This is a genomic window from Umezawaea sp., from assembly GCF_036375055.1.
In the GTDB taxonomy this organism is placed as follows: domain Bacteria; phylum Actinomycetota; class Actinomycetes; order Mycobacteriales; family Pseudonocardiaceae; genus Umezawaea.
The window spans coordinates 1-16,357 of sequence record NZ_DASUSQ010000062.1 but is presented as its reverse complement, the minus strand read 5'-3'; the positions used below and the strand labels follow the sequence as shown (position 1 = coordinate 16,357).

Below are 16,357 nucleotides of genomic sequence, written 5' to 3'. Positions count from 1 at the left end.
GCGGTGGCGGCCCGCGGGTTTCAGGTGGGTCAGGGCCACCGCGGGCCGTCCGGGGTCCAGTCCGGTGTCGAGGACGCCATCGCTATGCGGGCCAACTGCTCCGGCGGGAGGGCGTGGTCCAGGGAGGAGCGGACCAGGGACGCCAGGCGGTGGCCGGGACAGGCTTCCTCCGCGCGGTCGAGCGCCACGGAGGCCATCGCGCCATCGCCGCGCAGGTAGGCGGAGAACGCGAGCAGGGTGGCGGCCTGGGCCCGCTCGGGAGCCGGGGTGGCCCTGGTGAGTTCGGTCCACAGGCGTTCGGCGGCCCTCGCGTGGGGCCCCGTGGCGAAGACCAGCGCCATGTCGCGGACCCACAGGTCGGACAGCGCCATGGTCAGGGCCACCACGTCGTCGTCCGACATCCGCGTGGTGCGCCGGTAGGCGTCGGTCACCGCTCGGGTGATCAGGAGCAGGCCCTGACGCGCGGCCTGCTCGCGGTCCTGCTCCCGCTCGGCCCGCACGGTCGCCTCGTCCAGGAGCGCTTCGCGCCTGGCCAGCGATTCGGGGTCGTCGGGGGTCAGGACGGCGGCCAGTTCGGTGCGGCTGGCGAACGTGATCATGCCCGCGGCGGCGCAGGCCGCGGCGATCTCGCTGCCCGCCGGGTCGGGGACCGTGCCGGCGCGGTCCGGGGCTCCGTACTCGATCCACCGGTCGCCCTCGCTGGTGCCGGAGGCCCAGACGGCTCCCGCCAGGGGGATGTCGGCGGTCGCCAGCGCGGACTCCAGGCAGTCGACCAGGCCCTGGTGCGGCAGCGACGACGGCGGGTCCGGTGTGCCCCCGCCCACGACGACCAGGACCACGGAACCCGCCTCGCAGCGGATGGGTGTCAGGAGCTGGTTCGCCAGTGCGCGACGATGTCGGGGCGGGGGCAGGTCCACTCGGAGGCTCATGACGACCCTGGACGTCCGGTCGTCACCCAGGACCAGCACGACCAGCGAGTCGACCGGGTGGAAGGCGAGCAGGTGCGGGACGGCGGCGACCAGGTCGGCTGGACCGTGCACCAGGACTTCGGGAGCCTGCGGTGGAGTTCTCATGCTTCGACGATGGCCCCGTGAGCGACCGGGAGGAAGCGGGGACATCTCCACTGTGGACAACCGAGCGACCTGTGGACGACTCGCGGCCGTCGGAGCGTTCTTGTCGGTGGCGTGGTCTACCCTGCCGCCGCCCGAGACCGGCAACGGGGTGGAGCCCCGGACGAGGAGCCCCACCCCCGGTGGATCAGCCGATCGCTCGCCGCAGGGCGGACTTGCCGCCCACGACGGGCAGGTCCAGCGTCGTGCGACCGAGGTCGACCGACAGGCTCACGCCCGGCCGCGGGCGCAGCGTGTAGTCGTGGTCGCTGGACAGCACCACGAACTCCACGGTGTGGCCCGCGGCGAACACGTAGTCCTTCGGCTCGAACTCCACCTCGACCTGGTACCGCTTGCCGGGCTTGACCGCCTCGGTCCGGCTGGGCTTGGACCGGTTCTGCGGGTCGGTCCACCCACGGGTGACGATCTTGCTCGTGCCGTCCGGGAACCGGTCGACCAGCAGCGCCGTCACGTTGGCCGCGGGCTTGTCGAACGAGATGCCCAGGTCGACCGACGGCGTGCCGGACAGGCGCAGCGACGTGGCCAGCGCCGGGGTCGCGTACGACAGGCGGTTCTCCGACGCCGGGGCGTCGACCAGGGTCTCGGCCAGGACCGCCGAGTTGTCGCTCAGGGTCTCCACCACGGACCGGCCGGACGACCTCGCCGACAGACCGCCCTTCGCGGCACCACCGGCGGTCGGGCGCAGGGACACGTCCGACGTGCCGGGCGCGGGCCAGTCGGCCTCGTCGGTCCAGGTCGTCCTGTCCTCGCGCTGGATCGTCGCCTTCGGCTCGCGCTGCACGCCGTTGTCGACGCCGTAGAGGTAGTGGCTGAACCAGCGGTTCAGCGTGCGCCGCCACTCGACGGACCGCAGCGTGTCGGGGTCGGTGTGGCCGGACTGGTGCCACCAGATCTTGTGCTCGACACCGTTGCGCCGCAACGCCTCGTACCACTGGACGACGTGCTTGCCCTTGACGTTCCAGTCGTTCAGGCCGTGCACGGCGAGCACCGCGGCACGCACCCTGTCCGCGTCCTTGACGTAGTTCCGCTCGTCCCAGAACGCGCTGTAGTCGCCGGTGACCCGGTCCTGCCTCGCGGCGATCTCGGCGATGACCGGCTTGCAGATCTCCCGGTCGGCGCGGGTGTAGACGTACTCGGCGAGCACGTCGAGGTCCTCGCCCTGGAACGTGCCGGGCGCGACTACCGCGCCGTCGGCGCGGTAGTAGTCGTACCAGCTGGAGATGGCGGCGATCGGGACGATGGCCTCCAGGCCCCGCACGCCGGTCGCGGCGACCGCGTTGGGCAGGGTCCCGTTGTAGGACACGCCCATCATCGCGGTCTTGCCGGTGGTCCACGCGGCCTTCACCGGCGCGCTCGTCGTCGCGTCACGGGCGAACGCCCTGCCGTTGAGCCAGTCGACCACGGACTTGGAGCCGATGGTCTCGTTGCGGCCACCGGAGGTCGGGCAGCCGGTGGACTTGCCGGTGCCGAGCGACTCCGCGTACACCACGGCGAAGCCGCGGGCGATGAAGTACGCCTCGTAGCGGCCGGAGGTGATCGGGCCGGGGTTCGGCCCCACGGCGGCGGCGACGCGCTCGTCGGCCTGCGCCGACAGCTTCTTGCCGTCGCGCCGGTCGTAGCGCCCCTTGCCGTCCGGCACGTACAGCTCGACGTCGACGTTGTGGTTGGCCACGTCGTTGCCGCCGGAGAAGTACGGGCTGTTCATGTACACGACGGGCACCTTGAGGCCTCGCGTGGTCGCGGTCGGCCGGACGACCTCGGTGTACACCTCGTCGGCCTTGCCGTCGCGGTCGCTGTCGACCGGCGCGCGGACGTACAGGCTCTCGCGCACCACGTCCTTCGGGTCGAAGACCGGTTGCGCCTCGCCGTCGACGAACACCGGGCCTTCCGGCGCGGCGCCGGCGACGACCGGTGCGAGCGTCAGCGGCAGCGACACCAGCGCGGCCACCAAGGCGACTCTTCGAGCAGCCCTCACGAGGACCCCCATCACGAACTCCGAGCGGAACTGGCGGACACCGCACCTTTCCCGCTGTCCGCGAGACCTGTCAAGACCCGTCCGTCCACTGTGGACGCAAGACGCAGACCCGACGATCGGATGGTTGACCAGCGCCGATCGGTGTGCGTCAGAGAAGGCGGGCGACCTCGTACGCCACCGGCGAGCCCGCCGCCGACCACGGGGGTGCGCGGGCGCACCGCCACGTGGAGGGCGTGTCGCGGCACGCCTGAGCCGTCGAAGACGGTGAAGTCCCCCGAAGCGGAGTACAAAGGGCCGCATGAGGCTGGTGATCCTGGGTGGCGGCGGGTTCCGCGTTCCGCTCGTCCACCGCGCGCTGCTGGCGGACCGCACGCCGGGGCGCGTGACCGAGCTGGTGCTGCACGACGTGGACCGCGCGCGGCTCGACGCGGTCGGGACGGTGCTGGCCGAACGCGCGGAGGGCGTGCCGGACGCGCCGACCGTCACCGCGACGACCGACCTCGACGAGGCCCTGCGGGGCGCGGACTTCGTGTTCTCCGCCATCCGGGTCGGGGGTCTCGCGGGCCGGGCGGCGGACGAGGGCGTGGCGCGGGCCGAAGGCGTGCTGGGGCAGGAGACCGTGGGCGCGGGCGGCATCGCCTACGCGCTGCGGACCGTCCCGGTGGCCGTGGACATCGCCCGCCGGGTCGCCGCGCTCGCGCCGGAGGCGTGGGTCATCAACTTCACCAACCCCGCGGGCGTGGTCACCGAGGCGATGTCGCGGCACCTGGGCGAGCGGGTGATCGGCATCTGCGACTCCCCCGTCGGCCTCGCTCGCCGGACCGCCCGCGCGCTGGACGTGGACCTCGACGCGGCGCGGCCCGACTACGTCGGCCTCAACCACCTCGGCTGGCTGCGGGGCCTGCACGTCGACGGCGAGGACCTGCTGCCCCGACTGCTGGCCGACACCGGCAGGCTGGAGTCGTTCGAGGAGGGCAGGCTGTTCGGCGCCGACTGGCTGCGGACGCTGGGCGCGATCCCGAACGAGTACCTGCACTACTACTACTTCACCAGGGAGGCCGTCGCGTCCGGCGCCTCGCGCGGCGCCTTCCTCCTGGAGCAGCAGCGGAAGTTCTACGACGACCCGAGCTTCGCGAGCTGGGACCGCACCCGGCTGGAGCGCGAGGCCACCTACATGGCCGAGACGCGCGAGGACGAGCGCGACTCCGGCGACCTCGACGGCGGGGGCTACGAGCAGGTCGCGCTGGCCCTGGTGCACGCCATCGCGAACGACCGGCGCACGACGCTGATCCTCAACGTCCCCAACGGTTCCACGCTCTCCGTCCTGGACGAGCGGGCGATCGTCGAGGTGCCGAGCGCGGTCGACGCCACCGGCGCGCGCCCGCTCGCCGTGAGCCCCCTCGACGACCACGCGGCGGCCCTGGTCACCAGCGTCAAGGCGGTCGACCGCGCCATCCTCGACGCGGCGGCCGGTGGCGCGCGCGCCGACGCGATCAAGGCCTTCGCCCTGCACCCGCTGGTCGACTCCGTCGGTGTCGCGCGCAGGCTCCTGGACGGCTACCGCGCGCACCACCCGGAACTGGCCTACCTGAGCTGAAGCCGCCCGAGGGAGTCGGCGCGCCGGGTGGTCTCCGGCAGCCGGAAGTCCGTGCACAGCCGCAGGACCTCCGCGCACGCCCGGTCCAGGTCCAGCCTGTGCCCCACGGACACGAACACCGGTTTCACGCCCGCGCGCGTGCGCAGGGCGCGGCCGACGACCTCGTCCTCCAGCAGCAGGTCCGCGGCCGAGCCGCGCTCGTCGTCCGGCATCGCGAACGGGCCCATCGGCGTCTTCGCCACGCCGACGCTCGGCAGGTCGGTCACGACGCCGAGGTGGCAGGCGAGCCCGAATCGACGCGGGTGGGCGAGCCCCTGCCCGTCGCACACCAGCAGGTCCGGCGCGATCGAGAGCGCGTCGAGCGCGGTGAGCAGCGACGGCAGCTCGCGGAACGCGAAGAGCCCCGGCACGTACGGGAAGTCGGTGGTGCCGAGCACCACGACCTCGTCCAGCGTCTCCAGCGTCTCGGCGTCCAGCACGACGACGGCCGCGGCGAGCCGCTCGTCGTCGGCGTACCCGACGTCCAGGCCCGCGACGGTCCGGATCTCCAGGTCCGGGTCCGCCGTGGTGCGCACGAGCGGGCGGAGCCTCTCCTGGAGCGCTATCGCGTCCTCGGGGGTGCGGGGCCAGTCCTGTTCCACCGGGCTCAGTGATCCACTTCGTTGTGGTGGGCGGCGAGGAGGTCGTCGCCGAAGTCGCCGGAGTGCCTGCGCCACACCGAGTGCACGTGGTTCGCCCCGCCCTGGGTGTTGTCGTACTCCAGCAGCAGGTCGGGCGCCTGGATCCGGTAGTAGTGGCCTTCGCCCGGCCGGGACGAGCCCTCCCACGCGAAGTGCACGCGGTCGAGGTCGAGCCGGTCGAACTCGGCGGTGGCGAGGTCGGGCCGCAGCCGGTCGAGGTAGTAGCGGACGAGCCCGGCGAGCAGGTCGCGCGCCTCGCCGTCCAGGCTGCTCATCGTGACGCCGACCGGTTCGAGGACGCCGCCGAGCCGGGGCGCGTTGCGGGTCCGCAGGTCGTCCGGCGCGTGGTCGGAGACGACGGCGGTCAGGCGGTGCCGAGCACCCATCCGGTCGAGCAGCAGCCGGGGCAGGTCCTCCTCCAGCGCCAGCGGGCGCACGACCGTGAGCCCGCCGTAGGTCGTGTGCGCGGGGTTGACGCCCAGGAAGAACGGGGTCGCGGACACCCGGCCGTCGACGACGGCGACGTTGACGGAGATGTGGTGACCCTCGAACCGCCAGCCCCACGGGTCGTCGCCGGGGGTGCCGAAGAGGACCACCGAGTAGTCACCCTGGTGGCGGTCCCGGTCACCGCCCTCGCGGTGGTCGAGCACGTCCTCCAGGGCCATGACCGTGGCGACCTGCGCGTAGGCGTGCTCGCTGAGGACCGACGCGAGCAGGTGGTGCACGGCCTTGCGCTGCGGCCTGGCCAGGTCGCCGAGCACCACGCCCGCGCGCGGGCCGGGGACGTAGCTCCACCGGTGCCGGAGGTCGTCGTCGGTGACGGCCCGCAGGGCCGTCGCGCGCTGCCGCTCGTCCAGGGACCCGACGAGCGAGAGGGTGGCTTCGGTGAGAACGTCGCTCATGGTCCTCCGACTCTAACCGCAACCACCTGGTCGCCCGTCGAGCCGGAGGGTGCTGACCGTGCCGGGGCCCCCGGCGGCGCAGACCGGGCCGAACCGCCGGGGGTCCCGCCGATCAGCCCTGGGCGATGTAGGCCTGGAGCTGGTCGCGGCTGTCCTCGAGCTGGCTGATGTGGCTCTTCACCACGTCGCCGATGCTCACGATGCCGACGAGCCGACCGTCGTCCAGCACGGGGACGTGCCGGATCCGCCGTTCGGTCATCTGCACGGTCAGGCTGTCCACGGTGTCCTGCGGCGCGCAGGAGAACACCAGCTTGGTCATGATCTCCGAGACGGGGACGGTCAGCAGCTCCGCACCCCGTTCGTGCAACCTGCGGACGACGTCCCGCTCCGAGACGATCCCCGCGATGCCGTCCGGTCCGAGCACGACCATGGCACCCACGTTGTGCTCGGCCAGCCCGGCCAGCAGTTCACCCACCGGGGTTCTCGGTTCGACCGTCGCCACCGCCGAGCCCTTGGTCCGCAACACGTCAGCGATCTTCATGTGGCGCCTCCGATCCGCACGTGGCCGGTGACTAACCTCACCCAGGCTAGTTCGGATCGGGGCGGATGGGGAGGTCGAGACGCCCGATAGGACCACTGGGGCCGCCGATCCGGTTGCCCGGATCGGCGGCGCGGTCACTCAGCCGCCACTGCGGCGGTTGCTGAACGAGCGCTTCCCGACCACGTTGTTGTTGTGCATCTGACCGGGGATCTTGCTGTTCTGGGACGCCTTCTTCGCGCTGCCCCGCCGGTCGCGGCGGTTGGGCACGAACTCCGGCTCGGCTTCGGTCGTCGGCTCCTCGACGGCCTCGGCGGCGGTGTCGGCGTCGTTCTCGGGTGCCGGGGTCTTGGTCATGGTGCCTCCTGATGGTTCGATGGCCGTCCACCTGAGTGGTCGTCCGGGTCCCATCCTGCCGGACCGGGACAGCGATTTCCCGCCGTGGAAAAATGCGCGCGGTGAAGTTGCGGACACGGGTGGAGACGGCGGCGGCCGCGATCCTCGCCAAGCGGAAGTTCGTCTCGCCCGTGGACGTGTTCACGGCGCTCGGGTGGCTGCCCGACCGGCAGCTCGACCGGTGGCGGCGCGGACAGGTCGAGCACCTCGGCGTGGTGCTGGCCGTGACACCGGACAAGGCGCGGGAAGCCCTCGACGTGCTGCGGCGCTGGGCGGAGTCGCAGGGGCTGGCGGCGACCGAGGTCGAGTACCCGGCGGCGACGCTCGACCGGCGACCGCTCCGGTTCGGCGAACCCGAGGCCGCCTACCGGACGCACTGGATGGCGACGGGGCTGTCCGACACGCGGCGCAGGAGCCTGGTGGAGCGGCAGAACAAGGCGCCGGACCTGCTGGTGGACGTGGCCACCGCCGACTGGGAGTGCGCCGAGTGCCGTGGCACCGGCGACCTGCTGGTGAACGATCCGGCTGGACCTCTGTGCCTGACGTGCGCCGATCTGGACCACCTCGTGCTCCTCGGTGCGGGCGACGCGACGCTGACCCGGCGCGCGAAGAAGGCGAGCGGGCTGTCGGCGGTCGTGCAGCGGTACGACAGGTCGCGGAAACGCTTCCAGCGCAAGGGGATCCTCGTCGAGGAGGCCGCGCTGGAACAGGCCGAGGAATCGTGCCTCGCGGACGAGGACGTGCGGCTGCGCAGGCGGGAGCGCGACCGGGAGCGGCGCGCCGACTGGGACGTCGACTTCCAGGCGGCGCTGGCCGGGGAGATCCTGCGGCTGTTCCCCGGCTGCCCGGTCGACCGGGCCGAGGCGATCGCGCTGCACGCCGGGACGCGCGGCAGTGGACGGGTGGGGCGGTCCGCCGGTGGGCGGGCGCTGGACGAGCGGAAGACCACGCTGGCCGTGATCGCCTCGCTGCGGCACGAGGACACCGAGTACGACCGGATGCTGATGTCCGGTGTGGACAGAGCGGTGGCTCGGGAGCGGATTCGCGCTGACGTCGACCGGTTGTTGGAGGGGTGGAGGGGGAGCCGGTAGGTGCCGGCTCCCCCTGTCGGTGGCTCGTCGACCGCCCGGCTACCCGCGTCTGCGGACGGCGTACTGGCGCTGGGTGGCTACCGAGGCGGAGAAGGCGCGTGGCGGGAGCGGGGTCTTCCTGCCCTTCGCGCGGCGGTCTCGCCTGCTGGTGACGGGTTCGGGGAGCTGTGGTTCGGAGCTGGCCGTACTGGAAGAGCGCACGGTCATGAGCGCCTCCTCACTGTCGAGATGGCGTACGAGAGCGGCGACCGCGGTCGCGCTGGAGCCCGCTGGGGGTGACTGGTGACGAGGTCACGCGCGGCTCGCTCTGCGGCGGTAGCGGCGCGGACGGGGTTCTCACTTCACGTGGACGACCGTAGCCAGGCGGGGCTGGGGTGCGCCACCCATTTATGCCGGTGTGTCGGTGGTCCGGCGTCTGGAGCCGGTCGCACCGCGGGGTGGTCGAGTGCGCGCTACCGGGAAGAGCAGGTGGCTTCGGACCGGTCAGGGGGCTGGGTCCTCGTGGTCGCGGAGTTCACGGGTAGGGCCTCAGCTCCGGCAGGTCACCGGTCAGGGGCCCCACCGGTGTTCTGCCCGCGGCCCAGGCTGCCAGGTCGTTGCGGGCTCCTCGTACCTCGATCGGTTCGCCGCTGCCCCACACCCACGTCTGGCCGTCATCGGCGCGCAGCACCACCTGGACCCCTTCAGGCGCGCGGGGCGCCGTGAACGTCAGCAGGTGGTCGGAGAACTCCGGTAGCCAGCTCGCCGGCGTGTACCCCAGCCTGAGGTCGGTGCTGTGGATCTCGATCTCCCGCCAGTACGCCCGCACGACCTCGACCAGCGTTCCGTCGCGGTACACGACCGACCGCGCCCAGTCGTCGGGGCCGATCTTCGCGAGCGCGCGGTCGAACGCCGCGGACGCGGCCACCGCGGCCTCGACCAGGTCCTCGGCCGGGTTGGTGGCGTTGGCGGCGATGGCGGCGTCGCGGGCCGGTCTGCCGCCGTCGTAGACGTCGACCTTCCTGTCCTCCAGCGCGTACTCGACCTGGCGCGCCAGCGCCTTGCCGACGCCGGCGATGTGCGCGAGGACGTGGCCGCGCTTCCAGCCGGGCAGCACCGAGTCGGCGGCCACGGAGGAGTCGGTCAGTCCGTGCAGCAGGCCTGGCAGGCGGGTGTTGGCGGCCCACACGGGGACCGGGTTCACGGACACGGAGGGCTCCTAACGGGCTTCTACTGGTTTGCCATTAGAGAGCCTATCCACCGCAGTCATATGGGAACAAGCCCGTGTCCCGTTAGAATCCGCCGGTGGCTCCCCATCCAGCCCTCGACTTCGTCGGGACGGTCCGCTACGACGCGGACGACCTCTCGTCGTCCGCAGGGTTCGCCGACTGGCTCGGTCTGCACACCGACGCGCCCGCGGCGCTCGCGGCGGACGAGGAGGTCAGGGCCCGCGTGGTGGCGTTGCGCAAGGCGGTGCGGAGCCTGTTCGCGCGCGCGGTCGCGCCCGAGCCGCCGAGCAAGGCCGACGCGGACGGGCTGCTGGACCCGTCGGTCGCGCTCGCGCACGTGAACGAGGCCGCGAGCGCCGTGCCCCGCACGCACCTCCTGCTGTGGCCGACGACCGGATCGCCCCGGTTGGTGGAGCGGCGCACCGACGCCGACGCGGCGACCCGGCTGGTCGCGGACCTGGCGTGGTCGGCGATCGAGTTCCTCGCGAGCGAGGACCGGGAGCACCTGCGGGCCTGCCCGGCGCCGCGCTGCGTGAGGTACTTCGTGCGCGACCACCCCCGTCAGGCGTGGTGCAAGCCGTCGTGCGGCAACCGGGCTCGCGCCAGCCGCTACTACCACCGGCACCACTCGGACGAGTGACCTCGGTCCGTCAGTCCTGGTCGACCGGGGTGACGGTGCCGAGAGCGCCGTCGACGACGATCCGCTGACCGGTGCTGATCCGGGTGACCGCGTCCGGAACGCCGACCACGGCCGGGATGCCGTACTCGCGGGCCACGACCGCGCCGTGCGAGTTCGCGCCGCCCATCTCCATCACCAGGGCGCCCGCCGTGAGGAACAGCGGCGTCCAGCCGGGGTCGGTGGACGGCGCGACCAGGATCTCGCCGGGCTCCAGGTGGGCGCCGACCGGGTCGAGCACGACCCGCGCGACGCCCGTGACGGTGCCCGCCGACGCGGGGGTGCCGACCAGCGCGCCGGGAGCGGCGGGGGCGTTGGCCGACGCCACGGCCTCCGGTTCCGTGCCGTCCGACAGCAGCACGCGCGGGATCCGCCTGCGGCGCACCTCCTGGTCGTACGACTCGTGCCGCTCCGCCACCACCGCCCGGAAGTCCTTGCCCGCCAACGCCTCGCGCATCTCCGTGAAGTCGAGGAAGAACACGTCGTCGGCCGAGTCGAGCACGCCGTCGGCCGCGAGTTCCGCGCCGACCAGGCCGATCTGCCCCCGGACGTGGCCGAGCGCGACGATCAGGCGGTACTTCGGCATCTCGCGCAGCCCGGCCAGCGACCTCGCCCGTCCCAGCGCGAACCGGACGAACCGACCGCGCACCGGACCCGCTCGCCGCGCCAGCCGGTCGATCGTGGCCTCGGCCTCCGCCGCGCCGCGCGCGAACTGGGCGTCCGGCGCGAGCGTCGGGTCGTCCAGGCGGAGGTAGTTCGCCAGGACGCCGAGGAGGTGCGCCGGGTCGTCCGACCAGCGCGGCAGGCCGAGGTCGATCTCGGCGACCGCCCGGTGCCCCCACTTCGCCAGGAACTCGGCGAGCCCGGTCTGCGCGACCGGGGGCAGCGAGCCCGCGTGGAACCGGTCGGCGAGGTCGCGCGCGGGTGTCGTGCTGATGGTCCTGCTCGACTCCTCGTCCGCGCGGATCACGGTGGCGAGGTCCCAGAGCTCCAGGTCCATCTCGGTCGTCACGTTGTGCGGCAGCCCGCGCAGCACGCCCTGGAGGTCGCCCGGCTCCAACCGGCGGCCGAGCACCTTGCCCGCCAGCCCGAGCAGGAGGAACCCGCCCACCGCGAGCGGGAAGATCCAGGGCATCACCCGGATCGTGCGCTCGCCCAGCAGTTCCTCGCAGTGGTCGAGCCGCTGGGCGGCGGTCGCGGAGTCCGGGATGGACAGCAGGGCAGCCTGGTCAGCGGCGATCCGGTCCATCCGCCGGTGGGCCGACGCCGGGTTGACGACGGACCGCACGAGGTGCACCGGCAGCCGGTAGCGCGCCGCGATCGTCAGGAACCGCCGCACGAACGGCCGCCACGACGTGCGGGTCAGGGGGAACCGCGGGTCGTCGAACAGCCCGCGCAGCACCACCGCCGAGCGCGCCTCCATGACGTCGAGCACACGGGGCGCGATCACCCGCCCCGGCTTGCTGCGCAGGACCGTGGTCACGTCGAGGAACAGCCGCTGCCCCGCCTCGCGGTACACCCGCGCGCCGTCGACGCGGTGGGCGACGGGGAAGCCGAACAGCTCCGAGATGCCCGCCGACAGCAGCCGGAACCCCGCGCTGCCGGACGGCGTGATCGGCCGTTGCAGCCCCTGGGCGACGCTGAAGCAGAAGAACGCCCGCGGGTCACCGGCCGTCGCCCCGGCGGGCAGCGGGAACAGCGTGGTGATGGGTCTCGCCTGGGTCAGCCACAGCACGCCGTCGGCGTCCAGCGCCCACTCCGTGTCCTGCGGCGAGCCGTAGTGCGCCTCCACCCGTGCGCCGAGGCGGGCCAGGTCGCGGACCTGCTCGTCGGTGAGGCACGCGCCGTCCTGCACGTGCTCCACCTGCTCCGTGCCGCCGCCGGGCAGCGACCGGACCACCAGGCGCTTGTCCCCCAGCCTGCGTTCGAGGATCTCGCCGGTCAGCGTGTCGACGACGAAGTGGTCGGGGTTCACCGCGCCCGACACGACCGCCTCACCGAGGCCGGGGCCGGCGTCGACCACGGCTTCCCCGCGCCTGCCCGTGACGGGGTTCGCCGTGAACAGCACGCCCGCCACGGCCGACTGCACCATCTCCTGCACCACGACCGCGAGCCGCACCGCGCGGTGGTCGATGCCGTTGCTCTCCCGGTAGGCGACCGCCCGGTCCGTCCACAGCGACGCCCAGCACCGGCGCACCGCGTCGACCACCGCGTCCTGCCCCACCACGTTCAGGTAGGTGTCCTGCTGCCCCGCGAAGCTCGCGAACGGCAGGTCCTCCGCCGTGGCCGAGGACCGCACCGCCACCGGCACGTCCTGGCCGAGCCCGGCGTACCCGGCCAGCAGCGCGTCCCGCACCCCGTCGGGCATCGGGGCCGCCAGCAGCAGGTCGCGCGCCGTGGCCGCCAGGTCGCCGTGGTCGCCCTCCAGCAGCGCCGCCAGGTCCGCGTCCTCGGCGACCTGGCGGTACGCCTCGGTGGTCACGCAGAACCCCGGTGGCACCGGCAGGCCCGCGGTCGTGAGTTCGCCCAGGTTCGCCGCCTTGCCGCCGACCGCGGCCAGCATGCCCGCGTCGATCGACGTGAAGTCGCGAATGAGCCGGTCGTCGATGTCCAGCCGTGCGTCCATGGCGCCGAGGTTACGAGCCCCCGATGAAGAACTCAACACGTGATGAATTATCCGCGACGCCCGTCACCCGACCGGACGATGGTCGGTCCTCCCCCGTCCGGCGGTGAGGGGACTCGACGCGAACTCGGCGGCCAGGACGCCGTCGAACAGCCGGTTCACCTCGACCACGAAACCCCGCCGGGTCGTGCCGAGGGCGCGCAGCGCGGGCCCGTGGTCGTGCGCGACGACGAGGGACGCGCCGAACAGCAGCACGCGCCACACCCCGAACACGACGGTCCGGGCGGGCGCGGGCAGCCCGGCGAACTCCCCGCGCAGTCGACGGCAGTGGAACGGCACGTGGCGCTCCTCGTCGGCCAGGATCCTGCCCGCCACCTCGGTGACCAGCGGATCGCCCGTGCCGTCGCGCAGCAGCCGGTAGTAGCCCAGCGCGATCACCTCGGCGACCACCAGCACCAGCAACTCCACCCGCAGCCCCAGCGCCCGCCGCAGCCGCACGAACACCGCGTCGCTCCAGTGGCTCGCGATCGTCGGCGCGCCCGCCGCCTCCAGCAGCGACGCCAACATCCGCGCGTGGTTCTGCTCCTCCGCCACGAACAACCGCACCGCCACCGAGTAGTCGCCCCTCCCCGACGCCTTGGCGATCAGGTTCGCCCCGTCCCCCGCCTCCCCCACCTGGAACCGCTGCACGCTCGCCACCACCGCGGGCGGGATCGTCGCACCCACCGTCCACTCGGGATCACCGATCTCCGCGCGCCGCCGGGCCTCGGCCCGGAACTCGACGACCGAACCGCTGAACTCGTCCACGTCCGCCTCCCTCGTTCCCGTGCACTGACTGGACGTGCGCGCGGAAACGGGCGTTGTGCCCAGGCGTGTGGAGGTTGCGTGGAGGAAGTGTGGAAACGCCGACGAGGGCGGCCCCGGATCGGGACCGCCCTCGTCGGATTGCAGGCGACTAGCTGCAGCCGGAGGTGCTGCCGCAGCCCTCGCACAGGTAGCACGAGCCCGCGGGGCGCATCTTGGTGCCGCAGGTCATGCAGAGCGGGGCGTCGGCGGTGGTGCCGAGGTGCAGTTCGAGCAGCTCGGTGCTGCTGCCGACGCGCGCGTCCTGCTTGGTGGGCTTGGCCTCCTTCGCGGGGCTGGCGTCCACGGAGGTCTGGAGGCCGACGATGTCCACGTCGTTGCCGCCGCCGTACTCGCTCGCGACGGTGGCGGTGCGCTCGTCGGCGGTGAAGATGCCGAGCTGCGAGCGCTTCTCGTAGGGCAGGTAGTCCAGGGCGAGCCTGCGGAACAGGTAGTCCAGGACGCTGGTCGCGATGCGGACGTCCGGGTCGTCCGTCATGCCCGCGGGCTCGAAGCGGAGGTTCTGGAACTTCGAGATGTAGAACTCCAGCGGGATGCCGTACTGGAGGCCCACGGAGATGGACATGGAGAACGCGTCCATCACGCCCGCGAGGGTGGAGCCCTGCTTGCCGAGCTTGACGAAGATCTCGCCGAGGCCGTCGTCGGGGTAGGAACCGGCGTGCAGGTAGCCCTCGGCACCGCCGACGGTGAACGACACCGTCTGGCTGGGGCGCTTCTTCGGCAGGCGCTTGCGGACCGGGCGGTACTCGATGATCGTCTCGGGCTTGGCGGTGGCCGACGCGGTGGCCTCGCCACCGGTGTTGGCGCCCTTGCCCGCGGACAGCGGCTGCCCGACCTTGCAGTTGTCGCGGTAGATCGCGAGGGCCTTGATGCCCATCTTCCAGCCCTGGAAGTAGATCTCCTCGACGTCCTCGACGGTCGCGTTCTCCGGCATGTTCACCGTCTTGGAGATCGCGCCGGAGATGAACGGCTGCACGGCCGCCATCATCCGCACGTGGCCCATGGGCGCGATGGAGCGCTCGCCCATGGCGCAGTCGAAGACCTCGTAGTGCTCCGGGCGCAGGCTCGGCGCGTCCACGACGTTGCCGTGCTCGGCGATGTGCTCGACGATCGCCTCGACCTGCTCCTGCTGGTAGCCCAGGGCGGTCAGGGCGCGCGGCACCGTCTGGTTGACGATCTGCATGGAGCCGCCGCCGACGAGCTTCTTGAACTTGATCAGCGCGAGGTCGGGCTCGATGCCGGTGGTGTCGCAGTCCATCATCAGGCCGATGGTGCCGGTGGGCGCGAGCACGCTGGCCTGCGCGTTGCGCCAGCCGTTGCGGCCACCGATCTCGATGGCCTCCTGCCACGCCCGCGTCGCGACCTTGTGCACGGAGCCGTCGTTGCCGCCCAGCGTGCGGATGGAGTCGTTGGCGGCGGCGTGCTTGCGGATGACGCGCTGGTGGGCGTCGGCGTTGCGGGCGTAGCCCTCGTACGGGCCGACCATGCCCGCGAGTTCGGCGGACCGCCGGTAGGCGACGCCGTTCATCAGCGAGGTGATGGCGGCGGCGAGCGAACGGCCGCCCTCGGAGTCGTACGCGTGGCCGGTCGCCATCAGCAGCGCGCCGAGGTTGGCGTAGCCGATGCCGAGCTGGCGGAACTTCCGGGTGGTCTCGCCGATGGGCTCGGTCGGGAAGTCCGCGAAGCAGATGGAGATGTCCATCGCGGTGATGACGATCTCGACGGCCTGGGCGAACGTGCCCGCGTCGAACGTGCCGTCCTCGCGCAGGAACTTCATCAGGTTCAGCGACGCCAGGTTGCAGCTCGAGTTGTCGAGGTGCATGTACTCCGAGCACGGGTTGGACGCGGTGATCCGGCCCGACTCGGGGCAGGTGTGCCAGTCGTTGATCGTGCCGTCGTACTGGATGCCGGGGTCGGCGCACTCCCACGCGGCCTTGGCGAGCTTGCGGAACAGGTCCTTGGCGTCGACCTTCTCGATGACCTCGCCGGTCTGGCGGGCGCGCAGGCCGAACTGGCCGCCGGACTCGACGGCGTTCATGAACTCGTCCGAGACGCGGATGGAGTTGTTGGCGTTCTGGTACTGCACGGACACGATGTCCTTGCCGCCCAGGTCCATGTCGAAGCCGCCGTCGCGGAGGACGCGGATCTTCTCCTCCTCGCGCGCCTTCGTCTCGATGAACTCCTCGACGTCCGGGTGGTCCACGTCGAGGACGACCATCTTGGCCGCGCGGCGGGTGGCGCCACCGGACTTGATGGTGCCCGCGGACGCGTCGGCGCCGCGCATGAAGGAGACCGGGCCGGACGCGGTGCCGCCGGAGGACAGCAGCTCCTTGCTGGAGCGGATGCGGGAGAGGTTGAGCCCTGCGCCGGAGCCGCCCTTGAAGATCAGGCCTTCCTCGCGGTACCAGTTGAGGATCGAGTCCATCGAGTCGTCGACCGACAGGATGAAGCACGCGCTGACCTGCTGCGGCGAACTCGTGCCGACGTTGAACCACACCGGCGAGTTGAAGCTGAACACCTGGTGCAGCAGCATCCAGGTGAGCTCGTGCTCGAACACCTCGGCGTCGGCGTCCGTCGCGAAGTAGCCGTGCTCCTTGCCAGCCTTCGTGTAGGTCAGCACGACGCGGTCGATGAGCTGGCGCAGGCTCTGCTCGCGGACGTCGGTGCCGACCGCGCC

At 72.3% G+C, this 16,357-nt stretch carries 13 protein-coding genes; 3 read left to right on the top strand and 10 right to left on the bottom strand.

Going from position 1 to position 16,357, the window contains the following annotated elements:
• Nucleotides 1-29: 29 nt before the first annotated feature.
• The gene (locus VFZ92_RS16950) at nt 30-1,073 is read right to left on the bottom strand and encodes a DUF4192 domain-containing protein (protein ID WP_330876906.1); all 1,044 of its coding nucleotides are present in this window, start codon (nt 1,071-1,073) and stop codon (nt 30-32) included.
• Nucleotides 1,074-1,257: 184 nt separating this feature from the next.
• Complete coding sequence (locus VFZ92_RS16945; RefSeq protein WP_330876905.1) at nt 1,258-3,117, bottom strand: Xaa-Pro dipeptidyl-peptidase; 1,860 nt, start codon at nt 3,115-3,117, stop codon at nt 1,258-1,260.
• A gap of 286 nt (nt 3,118-3,403) precedes the next feature.
• Here VFZ92_RS16945 and VFZ92_RS16940 point away from each other — a divergent pair, with 286 nt between their 5' ends.
• A complete protein-coding gene (locus tag VFZ92_RS16940) occupies nt 3,404-4,702 on the top strand; it encodes a 6-phospho-beta-glucosidase (RefSeq protein WP_330876904.1) in 1,299 nt (432 codons plus the stop codon).
• On the opposite strand, the gene VFZ92_RS16935 is transcribed toward VFZ92_RS16940, so the two are convergent.
• The 4 genes from VFZ92_RS16935 to VFZ92_RS16920 all read right to left on the bottom strand — a co-directional run bounded on the left by VFZ92_RS16935 (nt 4,690) and on the right by VFZ92_RS16920 (nt 7,179).
• Nucleotides 4,690-5,343, bottom strand: a complete 654-nt coding sequence (locus VFZ92_RS16935) for an endonuclease V (RefSeq protein ID WP_330876903.1) — start codon at nt 5,341-5,343, stop codon at nt 4,690-4,692. The two genes, VFZ92_RS16940 and VFZ92_RS16935, sit on opposite strands and share 13 nt — an antisense overlap.
• Before the next feature lie 5 nt (nt 5,344-5,348).
• Nucleotides 5,349-6,284, bottom strand: a complete 936-nt coding sequence (locus VFZ92_RS16930; protein ID WP_330876902.1) for a DUF3500 domain-containing protein — start codon at nt 6,282-6,284, stop codon at nt 5,349-5,351.
• 112 nt (nt 6,285-6,396) lie between these two features.
• The gene (locus VFZ92_RS16925) at nt 6,397-6,825 is read right to left on the bottom strand and encodes a CBS domain-containing protein (protein WP_330876901.1); all 429 of its coding nucleotides are present in this window, start codon (nt 6,823-6,825) and stop codon (nt 6,397-6,399) included.
• Nucleotides 6,826-6,963: 138 nt separating this feature from the next.
• On the bottom strand, nt 6,964-7,179 hold the full coding sequence (locus VFZ92_RS16920; protein ID WP_330876900.1) for a hypothetical protein: 216 nt from the start codon (nt 7,177-7,179) through the stop codon (nt 6,964-6,966).
• A gap of 92 nt (nt 7,180-7,271) precedes the next feature.
• Here VFZ92_RS16920 and VFZ92_RS16915 point away from each other — a divergent pair, with 92 nt between their 5' ends.
• Complete coding sequence (locus VFZ92_RS16915) at nt 7,272-8,309, top strand: DUF2293 domain-containing protein (RefSeq protein WP_330876899.1); 1,038 nt, start codon at nt 7,272-7,274, stop codon at nt 8,307-8,309.
• Between the two features lie 514 nt (nt 8,310-8,823).
• Here the strand turns inward: VFZ92_RS16915 and VFZ92_RS16910 are convergent.
• Entirely contained in the window at nt 8,824-9,498 is a 675-nt protein-coding gene (locus tag VFZ92_RS16910; RefSeq protein WP_330876898.1) for a maleylpyruvate isomerase family mycothiol-dependent enzyme, read from the bottom strand.
• Nucleotides 9,499-9,593: 95 nt separating this feature from the next.
• Here VFZ92_RS16910 and VFZ92_RS16905 point away from each other — a divergent pair, with 95 nt between their 5' ends.
• Nucleotides 9,594-10,157 (top strand): CGNR zinc finger domain-containing protein, encoded by a 564-nt coding sequence (locus tag VFZ92_RS16905; RefSeq protein ID WP_330876897.1) that lies wholly within the window; start codon nt 9,594-9,596, stop codon nt 10,155-10,157.
• 10 nt (nt 10,158-10,167) lie between these two features.
• Here VFZ92_RS16905 and VFZ92_RS16900 read toward each other — a convergent pair whose 3' ends face one another.
• The 3 genes from VFZ92_RS16900 to VFZ92_RS16890 all read right to left on the bottom strand — a co-directional run.
• Entirely contained in the window at nt 10,168-12,819 is a 2,652-nt protein-coding gene (locus VFZ92_RS16900; protein WP_330876896.1) for a PEP/pyruvate-binding domain-containing protein, read from the bottom strand.
• A gap of 63 nt (nt 12,820-12,882) precedes the next feature.
• Nucleotides 12,883-13,623, bottom strand: a complete 741-nt coding sequence (locus VFZ92_RS16895) for a ferritin-like domain-containing protein (RefSeq protein WP_330876895.1) — start codon at nt 13,621-13,623, stop codon at nt 12,883-12,885.
• A gap of 148 nt (nt 13,624-13,771) precedes the next feature.
• A partial coding sequence (locus VFZ92_RS16890; RefSeq protein WP_330876894.1) for a vitamin B12-dependent ribonucleotide reductase occupies nt 13,772-16,357 on the bottom strand: 2,586 nt, incomplete at its 5' end.

Excerpts from the sequence above, each read along its gene's own strand:
- VFZ92_RS16900 (WP_330876896.1), bottom strand. The coding sequence starts at position 12,819 with ATGGACGCACGGCTGGACATCGACGACCGGCTCATTCGCGACTTCACG.
- VFZ92_RS16945 (WP_330876905.1), bottom strand. The coding sequence starts at position 3,117 with ATGGGGGTCCTCGTGAGGGCTGCTCGAAGAGTCGCCTTGGTGGCCGCG.
- VFZ92_RS16950 (WP_330876906.1), bottom strand. The coding sequence starts at position 1,073 with ATGAGAACTCCACCGCAGGCTCCCGAAGTCCTGGTGCACGGTCCAGCC.
- VFZ92_RS16920 (WP_330876900.1), bottom strand. The coding sequence starts at position 7,179 with ATGACCAAGACCCCGGCACCCGAGAACGACGCCGACACCGCCGCCGAG.
- VFZ92_RS16915 (WP_330876899.1), top strand. The coding sequence starts at position 7,272 with ATGCGCGCGGTGAAGTTGCGGACACGGGTGGAGACGGCGGCGGCCGCG.
- VFZ92_RS16940 (WP_330876904.1), top strand. The coding sequence starts at position 3,404 with ATGAGGCTGGTGATCCTGGGTGGCGGCGGGTTCCGCGTTCCGCTCGTC.
- VFZ92_RS16925 (WP_330876901.1), bottom strand. The coding sequence starts at position 6,825 with ATGAAGATCGCTGACGTGTTGCGGACCAAGGGCTCGGCGGTGGCGACG.
- VFZ92_RS16930 (WP_330876902.1), bottom strand. The coding sequence starts at position 6,284 with ATGAGCGACGTTCTCACCGAAGCCACCCTCTCGCTCGTCGGGTCCCTG.